The following is a 21,452-nucleotide window of genomic DNA, read 5'->3' on the forward strand; positions in this document are numbered from 1 at the left end:
TAACATGCTCATCCCCCGCAACGGTTATCGTTATTTGTGCGGGCGTTGAGCCGCCGCTTTCGCCGCCCGGCGAGGGGGGGGACGGACGGCGTCGGGGTGGTTTCGGCTGGATTGCTGCAGCCCGTTAAAAATGCCGTAAGCGCTATAACGGTCGTTACAATCAATAATAATTTTTTCATAATCTTTCGTACCTCCAGGTGCAAAGTCCGCCTTTGTGCAGATAACGGGTTTTCAATACGATTCGGGCTTGACCGATATGTCGACGGTATCGGATTTCCCCATAAACTGCATAGAAATTATTAAATTTTCTTCGTCTTTATTTTTTTGGAGACTTAATCGCTCGACAAGGATATCGGGTTCTGATGCCGAGTTCGTTTTCAAAAGGAATTGATTGCCGGAAGCCGGTTTACAATTTGAATAAGCTCTACCGTTTAATCTAAGATAATAGCCGGAAGAATCCTCATCTGTAAGAGTATCATTTATCTCAAACCAATTGTCATAATTATCGTGGATAGTTGCTTCTTTTTTTTGTATCAAAACAGTATTAATGAGACGGTTAAGCCATTTTTGCTTCGTTCCGCCGCCGCTTCCGATTTTGCGTATTTCAAACACAAATTCGTTCTTTACCGTTTCGGGTTTGATTTTTTTAAATCCGCTGCGCGTTACCATGTGGAGTTTCGATATTTCATGAGCAGACGGTGCTGCCTGTGCTACCAAGTCCTTTGTCGCAATATAATAGTCTACGGTAAGCGTACCTTCATAATCATCGGCCTTAATCCCGCCGTTTCGAATATTATATACGCCGGCGGTAATATCTTTAATTTCGAGATGTCCGTTTCCTTTCGTGGCATACAGATTTACATAATGCGAAATCTTACTTTCATCAAATATATCACCGGCTACCTGTGCTACCATAGCAAAAGCATATACTCCCGAAGCAAAACTTCCGGGATCCGTTTTTATAAAACTTTCATCATTTTTTACTTTTTCGAGTATATGATCAAACACATCTTTTTCAGTAAAGTACGGCTTCGTCAGCGACTCCTTGGATCGAGTAAAATCCTTGCATTCCTTTTCCGTTACCGTATCCGATCCATCGGCAGCCTTTTTATGATTTTTTACCGTGTACACAGGTACGATTTTAATTTTATCCGTTCCCTCTTTTGCAAGGGTAGCTTCCAGTTTATAATAGTCACAATCGCCGAGTGTAACGGAAGTTCCGTTTGCAAGAGAAAAAGCAAGCGGCGCTTTAAAAAAGTCCGCAATAGTTGGATACGCTTCCGCAATATATTTTTCGATTGAAAGGTTCCTCTCAATACCCTCGTCGAGCTTTAACTCGCCCTTGCCGTCATTAGAATTTATAGACCACGGTTGGGAGGCATAAGGATTGGCAAAGCCGTTTACGGCCATTTCTTTGTCGAAAGGATTTCCATTTTTCGTACCCTTTACTTTTACGGTAAACGTTCCCGCTTCATCATCATAGGCGGTAACGTCTTTTTGCGTAAATACAATTGCAGGAACGGCAGAAGATCCCGAAGTGATTTTTTGCTCTGCTTCAAATGCGGATTGCTTCCCCTTTGTCAAGCCGAACGCCTCAAGCACGTCCGCTTCGACCAATTCATACGGATTTTGCGGAACGGCGGGATTTGTTCCTGGATTTTCGGTCAATTCGACATGGGGGGGGGTAGACGACGCCTGCTGGCAACCGTTTGTCAACAACACGGCAAGCAACATCGGTAATAAGCATATCGCTGATCTTTTCATTATCAATTCCTGTTAATTTAAAATAATCCTGAATTTTAAGACTTGTTTATTTTAAGTCTTACCATAATAAACTGTGCGCAATGAGCGCACTAATTGCACTCGGTCTAAAATTGAAATTTTCTCCCTCGTGCAATTTTAAGGAACGTTTTAAAATGCAGTTACTACAGACAAGCACAAATTTTTAAATAAGAAGTAAAGATATTAGAGATAATTTTACACAAAGAGCGCGAAAAGTCAATAGTTCGGTTCAGGCCGCAGTTAGGACTGCGGTTCAGAGGTAATATTGCCGAAAACTGCGATTTTACATATTATAGGAAACATGATGGCTGAAACCATAAACAACGATTTTTTATTTTGTCCCAAGTGCGGCGGAAAAAACGTTCAATACGCCGACGATAGAAAATGGAATTGTCCCGACTGCGGCTTTAAACTGTACAACAATGTCGCCGCAGCCGTAGGGCTTGTGATCACGGATGAAAAGGGCGGCGTGATTTTTGAAGTTCGTGCAAAAGAACCGAAAAAAGGATTTCTCGCTCTGCCCGGCGGATTTTGCGACCCCGGCGAGACAGCCGAAGAAGCCGCCGTTCGCGAATGCAGGGAAGAGCTCGGCGTCGAACCTGAAAAGGTATCCTATCTGTGCAGTTTTCCCAATATTTATGATTACAAGGGCATCAGATACAAGACCTGTGATCTGTTTTTTGTTGCAAAGATGGGACTTTCAAAGTCCGCTTCTCTTGTGGACAGCATGCATATTCAAGACACGGAAGTTACAAAACTCGTTTCAAAACAAGTTTACAGCGAAAGTGACATAGACAAACTTCCACTGGCTTTTGAGTCTGCAAAAAAAACTTTGCGCTTTTGGCTTTCAAGTGCTAAGGCCGATAAGCAGGAGTAAACTGAAAATTGAATGCTTATGTCGTTTTACCGGCAGTCTTAGGTTTTGCCGGATGTTTTTCGGTCATGGTTTCCGTCCCGCTGCGAAGTAAAAAATATGTTGTAAAGGCGGGCAAGTGTGTTTTACCTCTCAGACGGGGGAACGCTTTGGCCGCTAAACTCAGCTTTTTAACGTGTGTTTTGCTCGTTTCGCTTTCTTTGCTCGGGAGGCTTTCCTTTTTAATAAATTGTATAGTATGCGCTACGGGAATTTTAGGCTGCGAGATAACGGCTCGCAGTTTATTCATAAAAAAGTTCAAAGGCGTTTATGAAAACGGAATTTTCATAAACTATCCGTTCATATCATACGACGACATATACAGCATACCTGCATTTTTGTGGGAAGATTCCGCCGAGGCCCTTAAAGGCAAAACCTCACTGCAGATTGTCTTAAATAACGGAAAGAATATTACGCTTTTCTTTGAAAGCGAAGAGGAATTTTCAAAAGTAATTCCTTACTTATCCACAGGAGTTCATCGATGAATAAGCCCCTGATCTGTTTGACGCTGACTAAAAAGACAATAAAAGAAAACGTTGAGCTTATAAATCGGTACCGACGCTACATAGACATGGCGGAACTTCGCGCCGATTTTCTTGAAGAAGACGAACTTCTTTCAATAAGGAGATTCCCCGAGCTCGCACAAATTCCCGCCATCCTCACGATCCGCCGTAAAATTGACGGAGGGCGGTACGTAGGCGGAGAAGGCACCAGGACGATGCTGTTTGCGAGGGCATTGGCTTTTGCCGAACACGACATGCGTAAAAATTTTGCGTATGTGGATTTTGAAGACGATTTTTACGTTCAAAGTTTGCAGGACGCCGCGCTCGCTTTCGGGATCCACATCATCCGCAGCAAACACGACATGGAAGGTCCCGTAAAAGATCTTGCAAAGTGTTTTAAAAATATGTGTAAAACTTCCTATGAAATTCCAAAAGTCGCATGCATGCCGCACAGTCTTTCGGACGTAACCGAGATTTTTAAAGAATGTCAGAACATAACGGATCAGCCGCACATCATATGCGCTATGGGGCCGATGGGACTTCCAACCCGCATTCTGGCTCATAAAATCCATTCGTATTTAACCTTTGTTTCGCCAGAGGAATCCGGGCTGCGGGAAGTGATAGGACAGATAGACCCTGTTGCGATAAATGAAGTTTACGGCTTCCGTTCAATAGACGAAAACACAAGGATTTTCGGCGTTACCGGCTGGCCTTTAAAAAAGACAAACAGTCCTCAGCTTCACAACGCGGGATACAAAGATCAGAATATCAATGCCGTATACATTCCCGTTTGCTCGCCCGACATAGGGCAGACGATCGAATTTGCAAACCAGATAGGCATGGAAGGACTTTCGGTTACGGTTCCGCACAAAGAGAGCGTTTTGCCGCTTTTAAAAACCGTTTCTCCGCAGGTAGAAAGAATCGGCGCATGTAACACGATCATGCGTAAAGAAGACGGTTCGTGGACGGGTTATAATACCGATGCTGTAGGGCTTGTAAATGCGCTTAAAGTTTTTTTAGGAAGCGGCAGTTTAAAAAACACAAAGGTTTCGATTATCGGCGCCGGCGGAGCCGCCAAGGCCGCAGCTTACGCCGTAAACACTATGGGCGCAAAAGCGTGTATATTTAACAGAACTCTTTCAAAGGCAAGGGCTATTGCAAAAAAATACGGTTTTGAGTACGCTCCGCTGTCTCCCGACGGATGCGGCAAACTTGAAGAGTATTCTTCGCTTATAATTCAGACAACTTCAAAGGGAATGGAAACGGCGTCTTTTTCTCAGGAAGACGACAATCCCATCTGGTTTTACGAATTTACGGGAGAAGAAAAACTTTTTGACATAGTGTATGCTCCTGAGGTAACGCCCGTCATGGCTCAGGCAAAGGCCGCCGGATGCAAAGTGTGTAACGGTCTTCCGATGCTGCTTGAGCAAGGATATGAACAGTTTAAGCTGTTTACGGGTAAGGATTACAGGCAAAAAAAAGCGGGAGAAACATATGACTCAAAGTGAACAAAAAAAGCTGGCGGCCGAAACAGCTGTAGACGTTATGATAAGCGAAGGCAAAATATTCAGCGGAATGAAAATAGGACTCGGCACCGGTTCTACGGCAATGCCGGCCGTTCACAGGCTTGCCGAGCGCATTAAAGACGGAACTCTTAAGGATATTAAGGCCGTAGTTACAAGTTTTCAAACTTCAAACGCCTGCCAGGATCTTGGAATTCAAGTTTATTCCATGAACGACAGAATTATAGGCGGACGTCTTGATCTTGCCATTGACGGAGCGGACGAGGCCGACGCCCAAAACAATCTTATAAAAGGCGGCGGGGCGGCGCTTCTGCGGGAAAAGATCGTAGCCTATAACTCGTCCTTATTCGTTATTGTGATCGATCAGTCCAAGGACGTAAAATCCTTAGGCTCCAAATTCCCTGTTCCTGTAGAGATCGTGGGTGACGCCCGCGTTCCTGTTACCGCCGCCCTTGAGCGGCTCGGCGCCGAATGTACTCTCCGCGAGGGAGTGAGAAAGTGCGGCCCCGTTATCACGGACAACGGAAATCAGATTTTGGACTGCCTTTGGCAAAGTCCCGTAAATCCGCCCGAAATGGAAGCAAAGATTGATGAAATAGCGGGCGTTGTTGAAGTAGGGCTTTTTACAAAAAATAAGCCGATCATATTTGTCGCTCATGAAGACGGCAGCGTTTTAAGGCGGTAACCGGCTGTTAAGCTGATAAGCAATGTTTCGGTTTTGCCCGAAATTGCAGTTATAATAATAACTGTGCGCTCCCGCGCACGAAAACGGAAGGATTTGTTATGTCATTGGATTGCGGTATTGTAGGACTTCCCAATGTTGGAAAATCGACTATATTTTCAGCTTTAACTGCGGCTCCTGCGGCTGCGGAAAATTTTCCTTTTTGCACTATAGAACCGAATATCGGTATTGTCGATTTACCGGACGAGCGTCTTGACTTTTTGGAAGGCGTTTTCCATCCTAAAAAAAAGATCCCCGCTTGCGTAAAATTCGTGGATATCGCAGGACTTATAAAGGGTGCGGCGAAGGGCGAAGGTTTGGGAAACCAGTTTTTGGCAAATATACGTGAAACCAGCGTGATCGCCCACGTGGTGCGCTGCTTTGACAATCCCGACATAATGCACGTGCGTGAAGACGCAAAAGCGGAAGCTGAAATAAATCCCTTGGACGACATTCTTACGATCAATATGGAATTGGCGCTTGCCGATCTTGATACCGTAAATAAAAGGCGGGAAAAGACTGAACGCTCCATACGCGCGCTCGGCAAAGATGAAGAAAAAAGACTTTCCGCATGGATGAGCGCCGTAGAAAAGATAAGACCGCTTCTTGAAGAAGGCAAGGCCGCAAGACAGGCGGAACTTACGGACGATGAAAAAAAATCCGTATACGATATGCACCTTCTTACGATAAAGCCCCAGCTTTATGTGTGCAATATAGACGAAACTTCTATTCCTACAGGTTCAAATAAATACGTCGAAACGGTTAAAAAGATTGCCGCGGAAGAAGGATCCGACGTTGTGGTGATATGCGGAAAATTTGAAGCGGATCTGGCGGAAATAACCGATCCTTCGGAACGCAAGGAATTTATGGAGTCCGCGGGATTAAAAGAATCCGGCCTTGCAGCGCTTGCCCATAAGGCCTACGGGTTAATGGGCTTGCGCACTTTTTTTACCGGCGGAGAAGATGAGTGCCGCGCGTGGACTATCCGTAAAGGGGATACGGCTCCCAAAGCAGCCGGCGTTATTCACACCGATTTTGAAAAAGGGTTTATAAAAGCCGAAGCCTATACGATAGACGACCTTCGTAAGTACGGCAGCGAAGCTAAGATAAAAGAAGCCGGAAAATACCGCATTGAAGGCAAAGATTATGTAGTTCAAGACGGCGACGTTCTTTTCTTTAAATTTAACGTATAGGGCAATCGGGCGGCGGCCTACAAGTTTTAGAATGATTTTTGCATAAAGTATTCTATCGGATCAATTTATATGACAGGGAGTCTTATGCAAAAAGAATTTGTCCGTATTTTTAAGATTGTCCGCTATGCGGTCTTTTTTGCTGCGCTTTTTATACCGCCGCCGTTAAACGCTTTATCGCAGTTCAAAGCGGCGGCGGGGAGCGGAGCAAAGATAAAGGTTGTAAATTGGAACGTTCAAACGTTTTTTGACGCGCAAACGGACGGCAGCGAATACGGTGATTTTAAAAAGTCTTCTTCAGGGTGGGGAAGGGATTCCTATATAAAGCGGCTCGAACGCTTATGCGAGGCTATAAATGCTTTGGACGCGGACGTCTTTGTGATGGAAGAAATAGAAAACAAGGGCGTGTTGTATGATATTTCAAACAAGCTTGCTTCCAATTCATGGCGCAAAAAAAAGATGTACGGTTACGGATGTTTTTATAAGGCGCCCGGTTCGTCGATAGGATGCGCGGTGCTGTCCAGGCATCCGCTTTCTGATTTGAAGATTCACTCTCTGGACATAAAAACGGAAAATGCGGAACAGCCGTCTCTAAGGCCTATTATGGAACTTACTCTTTCCGCCGCAGGAAAAAAACTCATTCTTTATGTAAATCACTGGAAATCTATGGCCGGCGGAGAGGCAAAAACTGAAATTTGGCGGCGCTGGCAGGAATCGGTACTGGGGAAAAACGTGTACGATCGAGTACAGGGCGGCCTTTCAGGCGCCGGCTCTGCGGTTCTTTGCTGCGGCGATCTTAACTGCAACATAACCAAATTTGCTTTTAGGGAAGATGTTGCCGGTTTTGTTTCAGAAGGCGGTTCGGCAAAGTTCTCCGATATGTGCAATGTTTTTCTTCGCTACATTCGGGCGGGAAATTTGGGCGTATGCGGCGTATATTCTCCGTGGATCTTATCAGACGGAAGACAGATGGACGGAGGCAGCTATTATTATAATAAAGCATGGAATACACTGGATCATTTTTTCAGTGCGGGGAGTGCAAAGATATCGAATTTTACCGTTGAGGACAAGGGGCATTGGGCGGATGAGGGCGGGATCCCCATAGGATATAAGGTGTATACCGGCAGGGGCTATTCGGATCACCTTCCCATTTCATGCACGGTCGGATTTTAAACCGCGGAACAGATAGGCGTGAAAACGCATAAGTGCCGGCGGATAGCTTCTGATATTTGAAGGCGCACGTGATGTGGCAAACAAGTGCCAGCGGATAACTGTGAAAACGCATAAGTGCGGGCAAACAGCTGCGGATAACTTTCGGCCGTGTATAGATAAAAGAAACCGGCTGAAGTTTTTGGGCCGTTCCGCCGCCGGCCTGCCTTTAAAATTCCCTAGACAATGCTATTGCCCGTAGTAGGCGTTGGGGCCGTGTTTTCTTAAATAGTGTTTGTCTATGATGTATTTGGGAAGCGGCGTTGCGCCGGGGTTTACTTGTAATGTGATGCTTGCCATCTTGCTTACTTCTTCAAGAACCGCAGCGTTATATACCGCATAGTAAGGCGTTTTTCCCCAAGTGAACGGTCCGTGCCCCCCGACTAAGACCATGTTCACTTCGGCCGGATTGTATTTCAGGCTTCGGAAATGTTGAACTATAGCGTTTCCCGTTTCAAGCTCGTAATTCTTTTTGACCATTTCTTCCGAAAGATACGGAGTGCAAGGAATTTCAGTCTGTATGTGATCCGCATGCGTGGTTCCGAAAAGAGGAATGGGACGCATCGATTGTGCCCAGCCTACCGCATAAGTAGAGTGGGTGTGTACGATTCCCCGCATTTCAATTCCGTCTTTTACGACGAATTCTCTGTAGAGCACGCAATGCGTAAGAGTGTCCGACGACGGATTTAGAGAACCTTCGATTTTTTTCCCGTCCAAGTCCACTACGACCATGTTTTCGACGCTCAGCTCGGGATAAGGCACTCCCGACGGCTTTATAGCAAATACGCCCTTGCTCTTGTCGAACGCCGAAACGTTGCCCCATGTATAAATTGCCAAATGCTGAGCCGGAATCTGCATATTGGCTTCAAAAGCTTCTTCTTTTAGAGATTGATAAATACTTGCCATGATTTACCTCCTGTCATACCGGATCTTACTATATTGCCTAAGGCCGCAGGATGTCCAGTGCGGCGGACAAATAAGACGTAGTGTGCGCATGAGAGAGCATATGAAGCGGGCATTGTCCAAGTCGGCTCCCACTGCGGCCGTGCAGTCTGTTGTTGTGCAATCCGTTGCGCCCGTGCCGTCTGCGACGGCCGTGCAACTTTCGGCATCGCAATCCGCTGCGGAATCATCCGCGCCCGCTGCGATCGCGCGACTGAATATGTGCGGTATGTGCGGAGCTGGAAAAGCCGCAGCCGGAAAATTACGCAATATGTGCGACATGTGTGCGGCTGAATATGTGCAGCCGCATATGTTCGGCTGAAAAAGTCATGGCAATATGTGCGGCTGAATATTGATAAAAAACTGAAGTCAGGGTAGTCTCTAATAAAACATACTTTATTTGGAAAATAAATGAGAAAAAATTTTATCTTTGTCATTTTCTTTGCCGCACTCTGTTTTAAGCCTTCTTCAGCATCGCCCGCCGGTCTTGGCGGCGGCACCGGCCGGGACGGAATAGGCGGCGCATTGTCCAAGCCGGCGCCCTTTACTGCGGCCGCGCAATCTGCGACGGTTATGCAGTCTGTGGCCGTGAAGCCTGTTGTTGTGCAATCCTCTGCGACTGTGCAATCCGTTGCGACCGCTCAGTCTGAGTCCGTGCAACTTGCCGCGGCTCAGTCCGCTGCGGGAGCATCCTCTGCCGGTAACCCTGCGACCCGGAATTCCGGCGTCGAAACCGATGAAGTCATGCTTCCGGAATATGCCAATCCTTACCGCTGGAACAGGGAATTGAAAGGCGAAGCCGTGAACTTCAAAGAGATATGGGGATATGTGATTCCCGATTATATCGGCGAATACAATAAAAATGCCATGCTTACGGACATAGGCCTTTTTGCCGCAGAGATAGATACATTCGGAAATCTTTCAAAGGTGCCGCAAAGATCTTCCGTAGCCGATTTTAAAGGCCGGGTTCACTTGACGGCCGTCTGCGACAGCCGCTCTTTAAGCCACTTTGTCTTAAGTTCCGGCAAACTTCGAAAACAGATAGCTAATGACCTTGCGCTTGCAGCTAAGGAATTTGACGGCGTTCAGATCGATTTTGAACTTGTCCCCCCGGAAGATGCGGAAAACTATCTTTTGTTTTTAAAATATCTGAAAAAAAAATTGGGTAAAAAGCCTTTAACGGTTTGCGTCCACGCGCGGGTAAAAACTTTGGAACGAGATGCGGAGTCCTATTCTGAAATAGGCAAAGTTGCGGACAGAATAATGATTATGGCCTATGACGAACACTGGAGCACAAGCGCTCCGGGTGCAATCGCTTCTATGGACTGGTGCCGATCCGTCGCCGAATATGCCCTTTCTTTGTGGCCTGCCGAAAAATATATCATTGGGCTGCCTTTTTACGGCAGAACATGGCCGGAAGAAAATTGGCGCAAAGCATGGTATTTTGAAGGAATAAACCGGATCATGCACGAAAACAATGTGGATGTTGTCATACGAGAAAACGACGTGCCGTATTTTTCATTTAAAAAAGAAATATCGGTTACAGGCTGGTATGAAGACGCTCACTCGGTTGTGGAGCGTTCAAGAATGTACAAGGATATGGGATTTCAAAGCTTGGCTTTTTGGAGGATGGGACAGGAAGACGCGGCCGTTTGGCAATGGATAAAGAGCTTTGACTGAGTGAGCCGCCATGTTTGGATTATTCCGCCGCTTCTGTCGCCGTTTTTTTTATTTTGCCCGAATAATCTGGTCTAGTCCAAACTTCGAGTTTTATAATTTTAGGGCGGATTGGCCGCATACGGACGTGCTACATACAATCAGCGCATTGCCGCGCTTAACCTGCGGCCTAGAGAACCTTCCTGAGTTCATATTCAAGTATGTCCGTCGCACCAAGTTCCCGCAATTGCGGCAATAAAACCGGAACTTCGCCTTTTTTTACGGCGATTTTTATTGCATAGCCGCTGTCTCCGTAAAGGGGCGCTACGGTGGGACTTCGCATTGCAGGAAGACCTTTAACAAGGGCTTCGAATTTTTCTTTTGAACAGTTCATTTCAAGCATAACGCGGTCCCTTGCGTTTATGACGGCTTCAAAAAGCATTTTAAGTTCCAAAATCTTTTGCTTTTTCGCCGGATCCTTCATCGCTTTTTTTGAAGCGAACATGCAGGTTGAGCTTACAAGGATCGTGTCCACTATGCGAAGCCCGTTTTCAGCTAAGGTACGGCCGGTAGCCGTATTGTCAATGATCATGTCCGCGTCGTCAGGGGGAAATACTTCCGTCGCTCCGTACGTCCTTACGATAAGAAAATTCATCTTTCTGTTTTCAAGCCATCGGCGCGAGATTTGTTCGTATTCGGTTGCTACTATCACCCGTCTTTCCGTTAAAGTTTTGTCGTCGATAGAGTTTGGAACCGCCGCCACTATGCGGACTCTGTCGAACCCGAGATCCATGATCTCTTCAACGTCTGCGCCGGTTTCCATAATCCAGTCGCGTCCCGTAAATCCTACGTCGTGCGAGCCGAGTTCAAGCAGTTTGCCGATGTTTTGCGGTTTCATCACCTTTGCTTCAAGGTCGTCTTGGTTTACGGTAGGGCGGTACGCTCTTTCGGGAAGATCGATTTTTATTCCGGCTCCGCTTAAAAGAGAAACGACATTTTCATATATTCTGCCTTTCGGTAAAAGGATCTTTAATTTTTCCATAGTAACTCCTATAAAACGACATACGAGGAAATTTCAATTTCAGACGTTCAAGTTAAACACTCCCTTAAAGTATGCAAAGTATATATAAAAAATAAAAGGTAGGCAATCAAAGTTTTGCGGTTCGGCGGCAGTTGCGTTGCAGGGGAACCGCGGCGAAGTGTATTAGTGTGAAACAAGTATCGGTATAAAGAAAAAGGCGGAACGCAAGGCAGTGGGACTGACGCCGAGCCGCTCTGACCATAGTTAAACGAGACGCTAAAATAGCGCGTCCCGTTTAACTACAAGTTTGCAGGGCAAACTTGTGCATATACGTGTGCGCTCTCGCGCACGAGTGCGGTATTTTCGAAAATTGATATTTTCTGCAACACCGCACTCTATAGGAGCGCAGTCCGATACCTATTACGGTCAGCCACGGCGAACGGCAGGCCGCTGCCGGGAGTGCAGCCGTTTTTAATACAGTAAAGCGTTTTTTTATAACTTATATTTCCCGCTGCGGTTCCCTAGAACTCCAGTCCGATTCCCTTTGTTGCTAATTATTCTGAAATACTTTATTGTATATCCCGTCGGCGGTCTCTAAAAGCCGTGTCGGTTTTCAGAGAACCGTGTTCCAAATTCATTTAAAAGAGGCGCCCCTTATGGATAAACATAGTGAAGAGATTCTTTCATTGCTGCGTGAAAACGCACGGCTTTCGATCAATGATATTGCCGCAATGACAAAATTATCCGCTGCGGACGTAGGGGATATCATTAAAAAACTCGAAGACAACGGCGTCATAATGAAATATGCCGCTATCGTAAATCCCGAAAAGGATGAAAACAACAAGGGAAAGGTCTGCGCCGAAATAGAAATTCAGGTAATGCCTCAGCGTGAACACGGTTTTGACGCTATCGCCGACAGAATTTGGCGTTTCCCGCAGGTAAAATCGCTTTATCTCATGAGCGGCGGATATGATCTTAAAGTGATAATCGAAGGAGAAACATTAAAAGAAGTCGCTTTCTTTGTTTCAAGCAAGTTATCCACTTTGGAAGGCGTGCGTTCCACAAAAACGCATTTTATACTTAAAACATACAAAGAAAACGATATAGTTTATGCGGAAGCCGAGCGAGACCGACGCGAAGGGGTCACAGCGTAATGAACGACAGGGAGGATAGATTTTCTTCAAAAATTTTGGAAACGCAGCCGTCCGGAATCCGCAAATTTTTTGATCTGATTATAGGACGCGACGACATAATCTCATTGGGCGTAGGCGAACCTGATTTTCCTACGCCGTGGCTCATGCGGGAAGAAGCGTTTTATCACCTTGAAAAGGGGCAGACGTCATACACTTCAAACCGCGGCCTTCTTGAGCTGCGCGAAGAAATCGCAAAGTATCTTGAGCGCTATAAACTTTTTTACGAGCCTAAAACGGAAATCCTTGTCACAATCGGCGTGTCCGAGGCCGTGGATGCGGTTTTACGCGCCATATTGAATCCCGGCGATGAAATTATCGTGTGCGAACCATGTTACGTCAGTTATCAGCCGCTCGCCTCGTTGTGCGGCGTAAATCTTGTCCGCTTGAACACAAGAGATAACGGCTTTATTCCTTCAGCCGAACAGATAGAAAGGGCGATAAGCCCTAAAACAAAGGCCGTCATGCTCTGTTCTCCGAACAATCCTACAGGACGCGTTATTCCCGCACAGGAATTGAAAAAAATAGCCGAAACGGTAAAAAAACACAAAATCTGGTGCTTGAGCGACGAGGTTTACTGCGAGCTTGTCTATGACGGAGTCAAGCACGTTTCAATAGGCAGCTTCCCGGGAATGAAAGACTATACTGTAGTTTTAAACGGATTCAGCAAGGCCTTTGCCATGACCGGCTGGCGAATAGGCTACGTTGCCGCCCCGGCCGACTTGATGGAGCAGGTAAACAAACTTCATCAGTATTCGACCATATGTGCGCCGATCATGAGTCAGTACGCGGCTGCGGAAGGACTTAGAAACGGCTGGGCGGAAGTTGAAAAAATGCGAATAAGCTACCGGCAAAGACGCAACCTGATGTATAAGGCTTTTTGCAGCATGAATCTGCCTTGTGCGGAGCCGGAAGGCGCGTTTTATATTTTTCCGGACATACGTTCCACTTCTCTTTCAAGCGAAGAATTTGCCACTCGGCTCATAGAAAAACATCAGGTGGCGGTGATCCCGGGAAATGTTTTCGGAGAAGCGGGCGAGGGGTTTGTCCGCTGCTGCTATGCGACGAATATCGATAAAATAAAAATCGCCGTTTCCCGCATTGCGGATATGATAAAGGAATTACAGTAGCATCCGCAACGAAATAGGCGGAAAATTCCGAGCTTTATAGAACTCGGAATTGCAATAGTAATTTTTCTACGGAATTCTGCCGATATTATACATAAAGGGAATCTTGTCTTCTGCAAAGAGATATTTTCGGCAGATGACTGGAAGATGCGTTTTTTCTACGCTTTTATTTTGGGGGATTTTTTATAGCAGATGTTTAGTCTTTTTCCTATCGTTATAGTGTCCGTCGTCATACTTGGCGTTATAGCTCTTATTTCCGTTCTTTCTTCGAAAAAATCTTCCGGTAAAGGTAAAAAATCAATGCCGGAAAAAAAGGATGATTCGAAAATAATAAAAGAGGCGACAAGAAAACTCAAGCAGGATCCGCATCACACTGCTTCTTTGGTTGAACTGTCCGACTGTTATTTCCGCCGTCATGAGTGGGAAAAAGCCTTCCCGCTGTACAATACCTTGGTTGACATCGCAAGACTTCATCCCGAAGTTGATGAATTTACGGTTGCTCTCAGGCAGGGAATTTGCGCGTTAAAACTGGGTAAAACCCAGGATTCATTTAAAGGACTTGCCGTTGCATACCGTTTAAAACCGGATGATTTTGACACGTGTTATAATCTGGGCATTGCCTGTTATGAAAACAACGATTTTGCCCGCGCCATTCCGTGCTTAAAAAAAGCCCTTGTCGCAAGGCCCGACACAAGTTCCGTTTACAGACCGATGGGGCTTGCGCTCTATAAATCCGGAAAATTCAGGGAAAGCCTGAATTTTTTGCGCAGAACCATCGACGAATCCCCCGACGATAAGGAAATACTGTTTTCCATGGCGGACGCCATGTACGAATCCGGCTACGGCGAAAAGGCGATGAAAATCTTTATGCACCTGCGCCCCGATCCCGTGTACGGCCCGCGCTCCTGTCTTGCTACGGGAAAAATGAATTTAAATGCAAAACAATACGATAAAGCTCTTCAGGATTTTGAAATAGGCTTGAAAATACCAGACGTGCCGCCTGAAGTTGCGGTGGAGCTGCGTTATAACATGGCTCAGACTTGTTTTGCTTCCAATAAAATTGCTTTAGGACTGGATCTCCTCAAGCAGATACAGTCGATAGTTCCGACTTATAAAGACGTCGCGGTTTTAATGTCGCGTTATCAGGAATTAAATCAAAACACAAATTTGCAGACGTATCTCATGTCGGGAACGAGCGACTTTATTGCCCTTTGCCGCAAGGCTGTGGTTACGTTTTGCCAAAATTCTTTTGTAAAGATCCTTGACATTACCGTTAACCAGGATAGCGCGGATATTCTTTGCACGGTAGAAACTACAAAATGGGAAGACACGGAGCTGCTGCGGTTCTACAGAACCTCAGGCGTAGTAGGGGAATTATTTGTACGCGAATTTCACAACAAGATAAAAGACACTAAGGCCGACAAAGGAATTTGTTTTGCAGCAGGGCTGTTCAGCGAAGGCGCTCATAAATACATTGAAGGCCGCCCTATAGACCTTGTCGAAAAAGACGCTCTCATAAAGCTTTTAAAAAAAGTATCGTCTCCGAATTAGTCTGAATGTTTCGATGCTAATTTTTCTTTATGACGACAAGATTTCTCTCTCGTTTTTTATCCCCTTCAGCGTCCGTTAAATAAGGAACGAAAAGTTTTTCTACCGAATAATCTTTTATCGAGTCTGAAAGGCCTCTCATCTCTTCGGCGATCTTTTCTTTTTTCGCCTTGTAGGCTGCGGCAAAGCCCCCCGGAACGACCGTGTTCATCACCGTACTTAAGATTTTTTTGTCCAGCGGCCTAAAGGCGCGGAATACGGCAATATCAAGACTTTCAGGCTGCACTCTCTCGGCTTCGATATTTTTAATGCAAACGTTTTTCAGATCCAGTATGGCGGCGCAGTTCTGTAAAAAAGCGCAGCGTTTGCTCATCCTCTCGATAAGAGTGAATTCGGTTTTAGGTAATGCGGCTGCAAGCGGAATGCCCGGCAATCCCGCTCCCGATCCGATGTCGCCTATGGTGATTTTATTTTTTTTCGTTTGTAGAGATTTTGCCAAGCGCAGAATAACCGGAACGGCGGAAAGGCTGTCAAAGATGTGGTTTACGATTATTTCATCGCGGTCGTCGGTGTTCACAAGGTCGTAGGCGGAATTGAAAAGGCGGAGCTCTTTGATATAGCTTTCCATCTTTTGAGCCAGCGTCTGTAAAGGGCAAAGGTCTGCTTTGCCGTCTTGCGGTTCCGGCTGTAAAGAACCGCTTTCACAGAATCCCAGTTTTAAAAGTCCGTCATTGATATTGATGAGTTCTGCCATAGTTTCTTTAAAATTTCAATTTGTGCGGCAGCCGAATTCAAGCACACTTTCCTTATTCTTAACCATAGCCAAATGATTCCTTATAACCATAAGAAAATCTATGGCGACTTTTTCATCACTGCCGGAGTTTAAGCTTGACGATGCGGAAAGCCCGCCGGCGCCGCCGGATTCAGCCGCGCCTGTATGGCCGTGATCCATGCCGCTTTGCCGAGCGGCATTTAATAGAAGGGCTTCGCCGTCCGGTTCACTTCGGCTGAGGCGGTAATCGGAGCCGTTACCGTCTTTATCGTTAATTCCGCTGTGTATGGAAATAAAACTGCCGGTTCTAAAAGCATAAAGATCTTTTATCGCTGCAAGGTCGTACAGTTCCGAATTTTCATTTATATTATTTTGCAGCACGGCGGCTTTTACGCTGTAAACTTCCTGCCCTCCGCTCCTGCCGGCAGGAACGAATAAAAAATAAAATGTTTCGGAATAAGATTTGTTTTGTTGATCATATAGGCGGTCGCCGGCAAGCAAAAAGGGTTTATTCCTTTCTATCCGACTGAAATAAATGCTTCTGCAGGAAGGATATATGTCTTTGCCGTTTACTATAAAACGCAACACGGACGCGTCGGACGATATATTTAATATATTTGATTTATTTTCTTTTTTGAAAAGCGAAGCGGCGTCTTTTTTTATTTCCCTGAATTTGTAAATTATTCCGGGCAGATCTGAATTCTTACCGGAAAAAAGCTCCTGTGTGTTTGAAAGAAGTCCTTCTTCGTTCAGTTTTATAAAATCGAAAGCGGTGATTATTTCATCTTTATCATCGTCGGAGTTTGAAAGATCTTCCTTCGAATCTTGCGGATCTTGTCGTTCCGAAAGAGCGGGAGAAGACGATCGTGCGTCCTGTTCGTGCTGTTCTATCTGGATGTCTTTTATGTTGGTTTTTCCCGGAACATACCAAGCGTTGTCTTGATACGGAGAAGCGATGCTCGACGTCCCAGACAAGGACATCGCATCCGCTTTTCCCGCCTGTTCGGAGAAGTTTTGAGCCGAAACTGTATGTAAAACATAGAAAAAAATCGCTAAGAGCGGGTTTTTCGATACGCCCAAAAGCTTTAAGATAGCGGCTTTACATCTGCGCAAGGCTTTCCTCCACAAATTCCAGCCGCCGGGTAAGGCTTGAAATCATTTTGTTCAGGCGATCGCGCTCTCTTTCAAGTTTTTCTTTAGGATCAATTTTTTCAGCCTTCTTTTTCAGCATCGCCCGTACGGTGTCCGGCGCTTTTCCGGACAAAAGCTGCTGTTCGGCGGCAGCGCGTTCATCGGGCCGCTTTATCTGCGAAAGCAGCTTCATGTTATCGAATCCTACGGCCGGATCTGTCAGAACGAGAGACGTCCTTGTTATGTCCCTTGCGCTAGCCCTTGGAAGACACAGGATTCTGTCGATATAGTCTTCATAGCGGATCCCCGCGGCTTCGCAAAGTTCGTGAGCTTTTGCCAAAAGTTTACCGAATTCCTGCATTAGGCGGCCGTTAGTCTCTATGTATTCTTTTTTTATTTTTTCGGTAAGAGCTTCAAGTTCCGGGGAATTTTCAAGTCCCAATACATAGTATCCTTTCTGTTCGGCAATTTCCAAAAGTTCGTGAAATTTGGCCCAAAACGCCTGAGTGTGGATTCTTGAGCCCTTGGGAGGCTGACGGCCGCCGGATTCCGCGAGCTGCTTTTCATTTATAAGGTGATGCGTATATTCGTGAACCGCCGTATAAACAAGCTGATTGTCGGATTTGAAATTCTTATTGTGCAAAAGAATTTCGTACGTTTCGGGCTTGTAAAGGCCGTTGACTTTTTTGCTTGCTTTGCCGGTCATGGTTACCGTAAAGTCGAGATCGGTTCCCTGTATATCAAGTAAAATTTGTTTTATTTTTGCGTTGTCCAATATTTTTCCTTTTATGTTTAATATCAGTTTCGAGTTTTATAAAATTCGGAGTGCATTGTAATTCGTTGTAAAATAACGATTTGCAAAATAAGATATCTTCAAAAACGAAACGGATATTTTTAAAGTTGCACGTATATTAACACATACTTTGTCTTCATTCTAGTGAAGGCATTGATTTTTTTACATATCGGTGTAAAAATTTAACATTTGAATGCGCTGTCGGCAAAATATGTCGGCGGGCGAAATGCGCCTGCAAAGGATACCGACGGGAAAGATGCGCCGCCGAAAAAAAAAGTTCTACGGGCAAACTGCACCGACTTAGGATGTAAAACCTCTAAAACCGGCCGGCTAGTCCAAAAGCCCCATGTGATCGAGGATGACGGAAGCTGCGACTGTCGCAGCGGTTTCCGTCCTGAGAATTCGGCTTCCCATGCTGCATAGCGTAAAGCCCGCCTTTTCAAAAAGGCGGCGTTCATTATCCGTCCATCCGCGTTCGCTGCCTATCGCCGCTACTATAGGGCGCATATATCCGTTTTTTTTGTAGGAAAGGCCGTCAATTTTATTCTTTTTTAAAAACTCCGAAAGAGAACATTCCGCATTGATATTATCCAAGGCAATTTTAAGCGGAGGAATCGTTCGGTTTGGCGGGCGGCTATGCGATGGCGCGTTGCACGCATAAATCCCGGGCGGCGCATCGTGCGAATCGCTGTTTTTTTCGGCGGATGTTTTTTTTGTACAGCCTTCGGATGAGTTTTCATTGTCTTTGCCGGTTGCGGCAGGGAAGTCCGAGTCAAGACATTCTTCGAGCTTTGAATGCACGCAGAGCTCAGGTAAATGAGTGCTTCCCGCTTGAGAAGTGCCGTCGATCAGCATTTTTCGCGCGGCGTCGCTTTCTATCAGAGTTGACTTCAAATACGATTTTTCACCGAGTTCCGTACCCGTTAAATGAATGCTTTTCACACCGAGCCCCGCCGCATCGCGCAAAAGCCGCCTAAGCTGTATCGGGCGCGGAAACCCTATGATCATGCTTAGAGGATACGGAGGTTTACCATCGTTTTCCGCCGTAAACGAAAATTCGATCTGTGTTTTGGGAACAATACGCAGGACCGTTGCGGAGCCGGCTTTGCCGTCGATTATTCCCGCCGTAAAAGTATCGCCTTCATTTTTATGAAGGATTTTTATGAGATGCTGAGCCCTTTCATCCTGCCACAGAAGAGGTCTGTTTATTTCTTCTTCGGAAAAAAGACATATGTTCATCGGATAAAAAGTATAAAAAGAAAAGGATAAAAGGACAAGGTTTCTATCAAAGCCGAAACGTCGCTGATTATAGCTGTGCGCAATATGTATTTGCAGTTCTGTCGCATAACATGATAGAATAGGAGTATGTTTGAAAAAGAAAAATTAACCCCCGCTCAGACTGTCGTCCGCGAAGTCTGTCGCGTTAAAAAAAATGAACGTGTCTTAATCGTTACAAATCCGTCTATGGCGGCAATCGCTCAAAGCCTTTATACGGCTCTGCTGGAAGAAGGCGCCGTTCCCGTGCTGATCTATCAAAGCGTGAAAACGCTGTTGGATACGGCTTCGCCTGAAGTCATAGCAGCTCTTAAAACCGAACCTGACGTTTTCTTTTCGATTTCGGAGCAAAAACTCGGAAAGGACAGCGAGGCGATTGCAAAGCCTTACGTATCCGAAAGCGGCGAAAAATTCGACCATATTTTTAATTTTTTAATCGGCGGTAAAAAAACTATGAGAGCGGTTTGGACTCCCGGGCTCACGGAGAATATGTTTGAGCGCACGGTATGCATAGATTACAAGCTGCTTTCAGAGACGTGCAAAAAACTTTGCAAAAGATACGAGGGAGTAAAAACCGTCCGTGTTACGTCTCCGGGAGGTACAAACGTTGAAGTTCCGGTTTGGGGACGAAAACCTATGAGCGACAACGGAGATTTTTCGGAACCCGGCTCAGGCGGTAACATACCGGCGGGAGAAGTGTTTATAAGTCCCGTTGTAGGATCGGGAAATGAAGGGACGCAGGGAAAGATCGTTTTTGACGGTTCGATGTCTTTTAGCGACGGAACTTCGCTTTTAAAAACTCCGATCGCGATAGAAGTTGAAAACGGTTTTATAACTTCAGTTACAGGAGGCGACGAAGCCAAGCGCCTTTTAAAATCCATTACCGACGCCGAAAAGGCCGCCGTTCAAATGGAAAAGGACGGAAAATTGCCGGAAGGGCAGGGTGCCGTTTATAAACGCAATGCGCGCAATATAGGCGAGCTCGGTATAGGGCTGAATCCCGCCGCTTCAATAGGCGGGAACATGCTCGAAGATGAAAAAGCCTTCCGTACATGTCACTTTGCCGTAGGAATGAATTATGACGGAGATGCGCCGTGCCTTATTCACCTTGACGGCGTAGTGAGGGATCCTACCATAACGTTCGTATACGAAGACAATTCGGAATTCACCGTTCTTAAAAACGGAGATTTGCAGGGACTGTAGCCGCGGCGTATTGAAACGATCGCAAAGCGCGAAATTCCCGCACAACGGCAGGACGCTGCCGGGAGTGACGCTTTTTTTTATATTGAAACGACCGCAAAGCGCAAAGTTTTCCGTGCAACGGCAGGATCATGCGAACGCTTGTATAACGCGTTCGTTTTACGTACAATTCCGATATGTTAAAAAAGATCGGCAGGATCATAAATGCAAGATCGAAGGAAAATCAATATACGATAGGTTTTTTCGGAAGAATTTTAAGAAGCGTGTGGCCATTTGTGATAAGAGGACAAGCCGCATATAAGATTCTCGTAATGCAGATACTTTTTACCTTTGTGGAAGCCTTCGGCATATCTTCACTGCTCGCGCTCGGAATAGGAGCCGCGTTTAATGCGTTTGTGGAACCGTTTTTGTCGGATCTCTCACAGCAAAAACTTATTTATCAGCTTTTAGTCAGTGCGATCACACGCGAACTTGGGCCGTTGTTGACGGCGTTCATTATTATTGCGCGGTCGGCTACGGCTATCGCCACCGAAATCGCCGGTATGGTAGTGTCGCACGAAATAGAAGCGTACATTGCGGTTGGAGTGGATCCCATCGAACACATTGCCGTGCCGCGTTTTTTAGGCGTAACCGCTTCGCTGATCCTTTTGAACATTTATTTTTGTATTTTCGGGCTGGCCGGCTCGTATTTTGTTTCTCAGCTCATAAATCCCGTTCCCGCGGTAGATTATTTTAACAATGTTCTTCAAGCGCTTACTCTCTCGGACATCCTTATCACACTTATAAAAAGCGTAGCATTCGGAATGATAATTTCAGTTTTCGCTTTGCTTCAAGGATTTTCGGTGGAAAGAGCGAGTACCGAAGTTCCCGTGGCGGGTTTAAAGGCCGTAAGTAGCTCGTTTGCGTGGTGCATATTGGCAAACATATTGATTTCCGCGCTTTACTATATCTGAAGG

20 protein-coding genes are annotated in these 21,452 nt (G+C 45.8%); 13 read left to right on the forward strand and 7 right to left on the reverse strand.

Annotated elements, in window-relative coordinates:
- Positions 1-231: 231 nt before the first annotated feature.
- Complete coding sequence (locus tag HRI96_RS01780) at positions 232-1,764, reverse strand: lipoprotein 17-related variable surface protein (RefSeq protein WP_210117825.1); 1,533 nt, start codon at positions 1,762-1,764, stop codon at positions 232-234.
- A gap of 319 nt (positions 1,765-2,083) precedes the next feature.
- Between HRI96_RS01780 and HRI96_RS01785 the strand changes: the two genes are divergently transcribed.
- The 6 genes from HRI96_RS01785 to HRI96_RS01810 all read left to right on the forward strand — a co-directional run bounded on the left by HRI96_RS01785 (position 2,084) and on the right by HRI96_RS01810 (position 7,805).
- On the forward strand, positions 2,084-2,659 hold the full coding sequence (locus tag HRI96_RS01785) for an NUDIX hydrolase (RefSeq protein ID WP_256729269.1): 576 nt from the start codon (positions 2,084-2,086) through the stop codon (positions 2,657-2,659).
- 8 nt (positions 2,660-2,667) lie between these two features.
- On the forward strand, positions 2,668-3,180 hold the full coding sequence (locus tag HRI96_RS01790) for a hypothetical protein (protein ID WP_210117826.1): 513 nt from the start codon (positions 2,668-2,670) through the stop codon (positions 3,178-3,180).
- Positions 3,177-4,706 (forward strand): type I 3-dehydroquinate dehydratase, encoded by a 1,530-nt coding sequence (locus HRI96_RS01795; protein ID WP_210117827.1) that lies wholly within the window; start codon positions 3,177-3,179, stop codon positions 4,704-4,706. The genes HRI96_RS01790 and HRI96_RS01795 overlap by 4 nt, the downstream gene beginning before the upstream one ends.
- Positions 4,693-5,406 (forward strand): ribose-5-phosphate isomerase RpiA, encoded by a 714-nt coding sequence (gene rpiA, locus HRI96_RS01800; RefSeq protein WP_210117828.1) that lies wholly within the window; start codon positions 4,693-4,695, stop codon positions 5,404-5,406. Before HRI96_RS01795 ends, rpiA begins: the two co-directional genes overlap by 14 nt.
- Before the next feature lie 98 nt (positions 5,407-5,504).
- Positions 5,505-6,635: a redox-regulated ATPase YchF gene (gene ychF, locus HRI96_RS01805; RefSeq protein WP_210117829.1), complete on the forward strand. Its 1,131-nt coding sequence runs from the start codon at positions 5,505-5,507 to the stop codon at positions 6,633-6,635.
- Between the two features lie 84 nt (positions 6,636-6,719).
- A complete protein-coding gene (locus HRI96_RS01810; RefSeq protein ID WP_210117830.1) occupies positions 6,720-7,805 on the forward strand; it encodes an endonuclease/exonuclease/phosphatase family protein in 1,086 nt (361 codons plus the stop codon).
- A gap of 225 nt (positions 7,806-8,030) precedes the next feature.
- Here HRI96_RS01810 and araD read toward each other — a convergent pair whose 3' ends face one another.
- Positions 8,031-8,747, reverse strand: a complete 717-nt coding sequence (gene araD, locus HRI96_RS01815) for an L-ribulose-5-phosphate 4-epimerase AraD (protein WP_210117831.1) — start codon at positions 8,745-8,747, stop codon at positions 8,031-8,033.
- Positions 8,748-8,847: 100 nt separating this feature from the next.
- Between araD and HRI96_RS01820 the strand changes: the two genes are divergently transcribed.
- Positions 8,848-9,105, forward strand: coding sequence for a hypothetical protein (locus HRI96_RS01820; protein ID WP_210117832.1), 258 nt, complete (start codon positions 8,848-8,850; stop codon positions 9,103-9,105).
- A gap of 89 nt (positions 9,106-9,194) precedes the next feature.
- Positions 9,195-10,463 (forward strand): glycosyl hydrolase family 18 protein, encoded by a 1,269-nt coding sequence (locus HRI96_RS01825; protein WP_210117833.1) that lies wholly within the window; start codon positions 9,195-9,197, stop codon positions 10,461-10,463.
- Between the two features lie 166 nt (positions 10,464-10,629).
- Here the strand turns inward: HRI96_RS01825 and hisG are convergent, their stop codons facing one another.
- Positions 10,630-11,481, reverse strand: coding sequence for an ATP phosphoribosyltransferase (gene hisG, locus HRI96_RS01830; RefSeq protein ID WP_210117834.1), 852 nt, complete (start codon positions 11,479-11,481; stop codon positions 10,630-10,632).
- Positions 11,482-12,116: 635 nt separating this feature from the next.
- Here hisG and HRI96_RS01835 point away from each other — a divergent pair.
- The 3 genes from HRI96_RS01835 (at position 12,117) to HRI96_RS01845 (ending at position 15,328) form a co-directional block, all read left to right on the forward strand.
- Positions 12,117-12,614, forward strand: coding sequence for an Lrp/AsnC family transcriptional regulator (locus tag HRI96_RS01835; RefSeq protein WP_210117835.1), 498 nt, complete (start codon positions 12,117-12,119; stop codon positions 12,612-12,614).
- Positions 12,614-13,780, forward strand: coding sequence for a pyridoxal phosphate-dependent aminotransferase (locus tag HRI96_RS01840; protein ID WP_210117836.1), 1,167 nt, complete (start codon positions 12,614-12,616; stop codon positions 13,778-13,780). The genes HRI96_RS01835 and HRI96_RS01840 overlap by 1 nt, the downstream gene beginning before the upstream one ends.
- Before the next feature lie 189 nt (positions 13,781-13,969).
- Positions 13,970-15,328, forward strand: coding sequence for a tetratricopeptide repeat protein (locus tag HRI96_RS01845; RefSeq protein WP_210117837.1), 1,359 nt, complete (start codon positions 13,970-13,972; stop codon positions 15,326-15,328).
- A gap of 16 nt (positions 15,329-15,344) precedes the next feature.
- Here HRI96_RS01845 and rsmG read toward each other — a convergent pair whose 3' ends face one another.
- The 4 genes from rsmG to HRI96_RS11720 all read right to left on the reverse strand — a co-directional run bounded on the left by rsmG (position 15,345) and on the right by HRI96_RS11720 (position 19,260).
- A complete protein-coding gene (rsmG, locus tag HRI96_RS01850; RefSeq protein ID WP_210117838.1) occupies positions 15,345-16,079 on the reverse strand; it encodes a 16S rRNA (guanine(527)-N(7))-methyltransferase RsmG in 735 nt (244 codons plus the stop codon).
- A 15-nt stretch (positions 16,080-16,094) separates the two neighbouring features.
- Positions 16,095-17,210, reverse strand: a complete 1,116-nt coding sequence (locus tag HRI96_RS01855) for a hypothetical protein (protein WP_210117839.1) — start codon at positions 17,208-17,210, stop codon at positions 16,095-16,097.
- A complete protein-coding gene (locus HRI96_RS01860) occupies positions 17,197-18,003 on the reverse strand; it encodes a hypothetical protein (RefSeq protein ID WP_210117840.1) in 807 nt (268 codons plus the stop codon). Before HRI96_RS01860 ends, HRI96_RS01855 begins: the two co-directional genes overlap by 14 nt.
- Before the next feature lie 348 nt (positions 18,004-18,351).
- The gene (locus tag HRI96_RS11720) at positions 18,352-19,260 is read right to left on the reverse strand and encodes an RsmE family RNA methyltransferase (RefSeq protein ID WP_256729270.1); all 909 of its coding nucleotides are present in this window, start codon (positions 19,258-19,260) and stop codon (positions 18,352-18,354) included.
- 126 nt (positions 19,261-19,386) lie between these two features.
- On the opposite strand from HRI96_RS11720, the gene HRI96_RS01870 reads away from it, so the two are divergent.
- A complete protein-coding gene (locus tag HRI96_RS01870; protein ID WP_210117841.1) occupies positions 19,387-20,499 on the forward strand; it encodes an aminopeptidase in 1,113 nt (370 codons plus the stop codon).
- 173 nt (positions 20,500-20,672) lie between these two features.
- Positions 20,673-21,449 carry an ABC transporter permease gene (locus HRI96_RS01875; RefSeq protein WP_210117842.1) on the forward strand — a complete coding sequence of 259 codons (777 nt, stop codon included), beginning with the start codon at positions 20,673-20,675 and terminating at the stop codon, positions 21,447-21,449.
- The last annotated feature ends 3 nt before the right edge of the window (positions 21,450-21,452 follow it).

Origin of the sequence: Treponema parvum, assembly GCF_017893945.1 — a bacterium.
Classification (GTDB): domain Bacteria; phylum Spirochaetota; class Spirochaetia; order Treponematales; family Treponemataceae; genus Treponema_D; species Treponema_D parvum_A.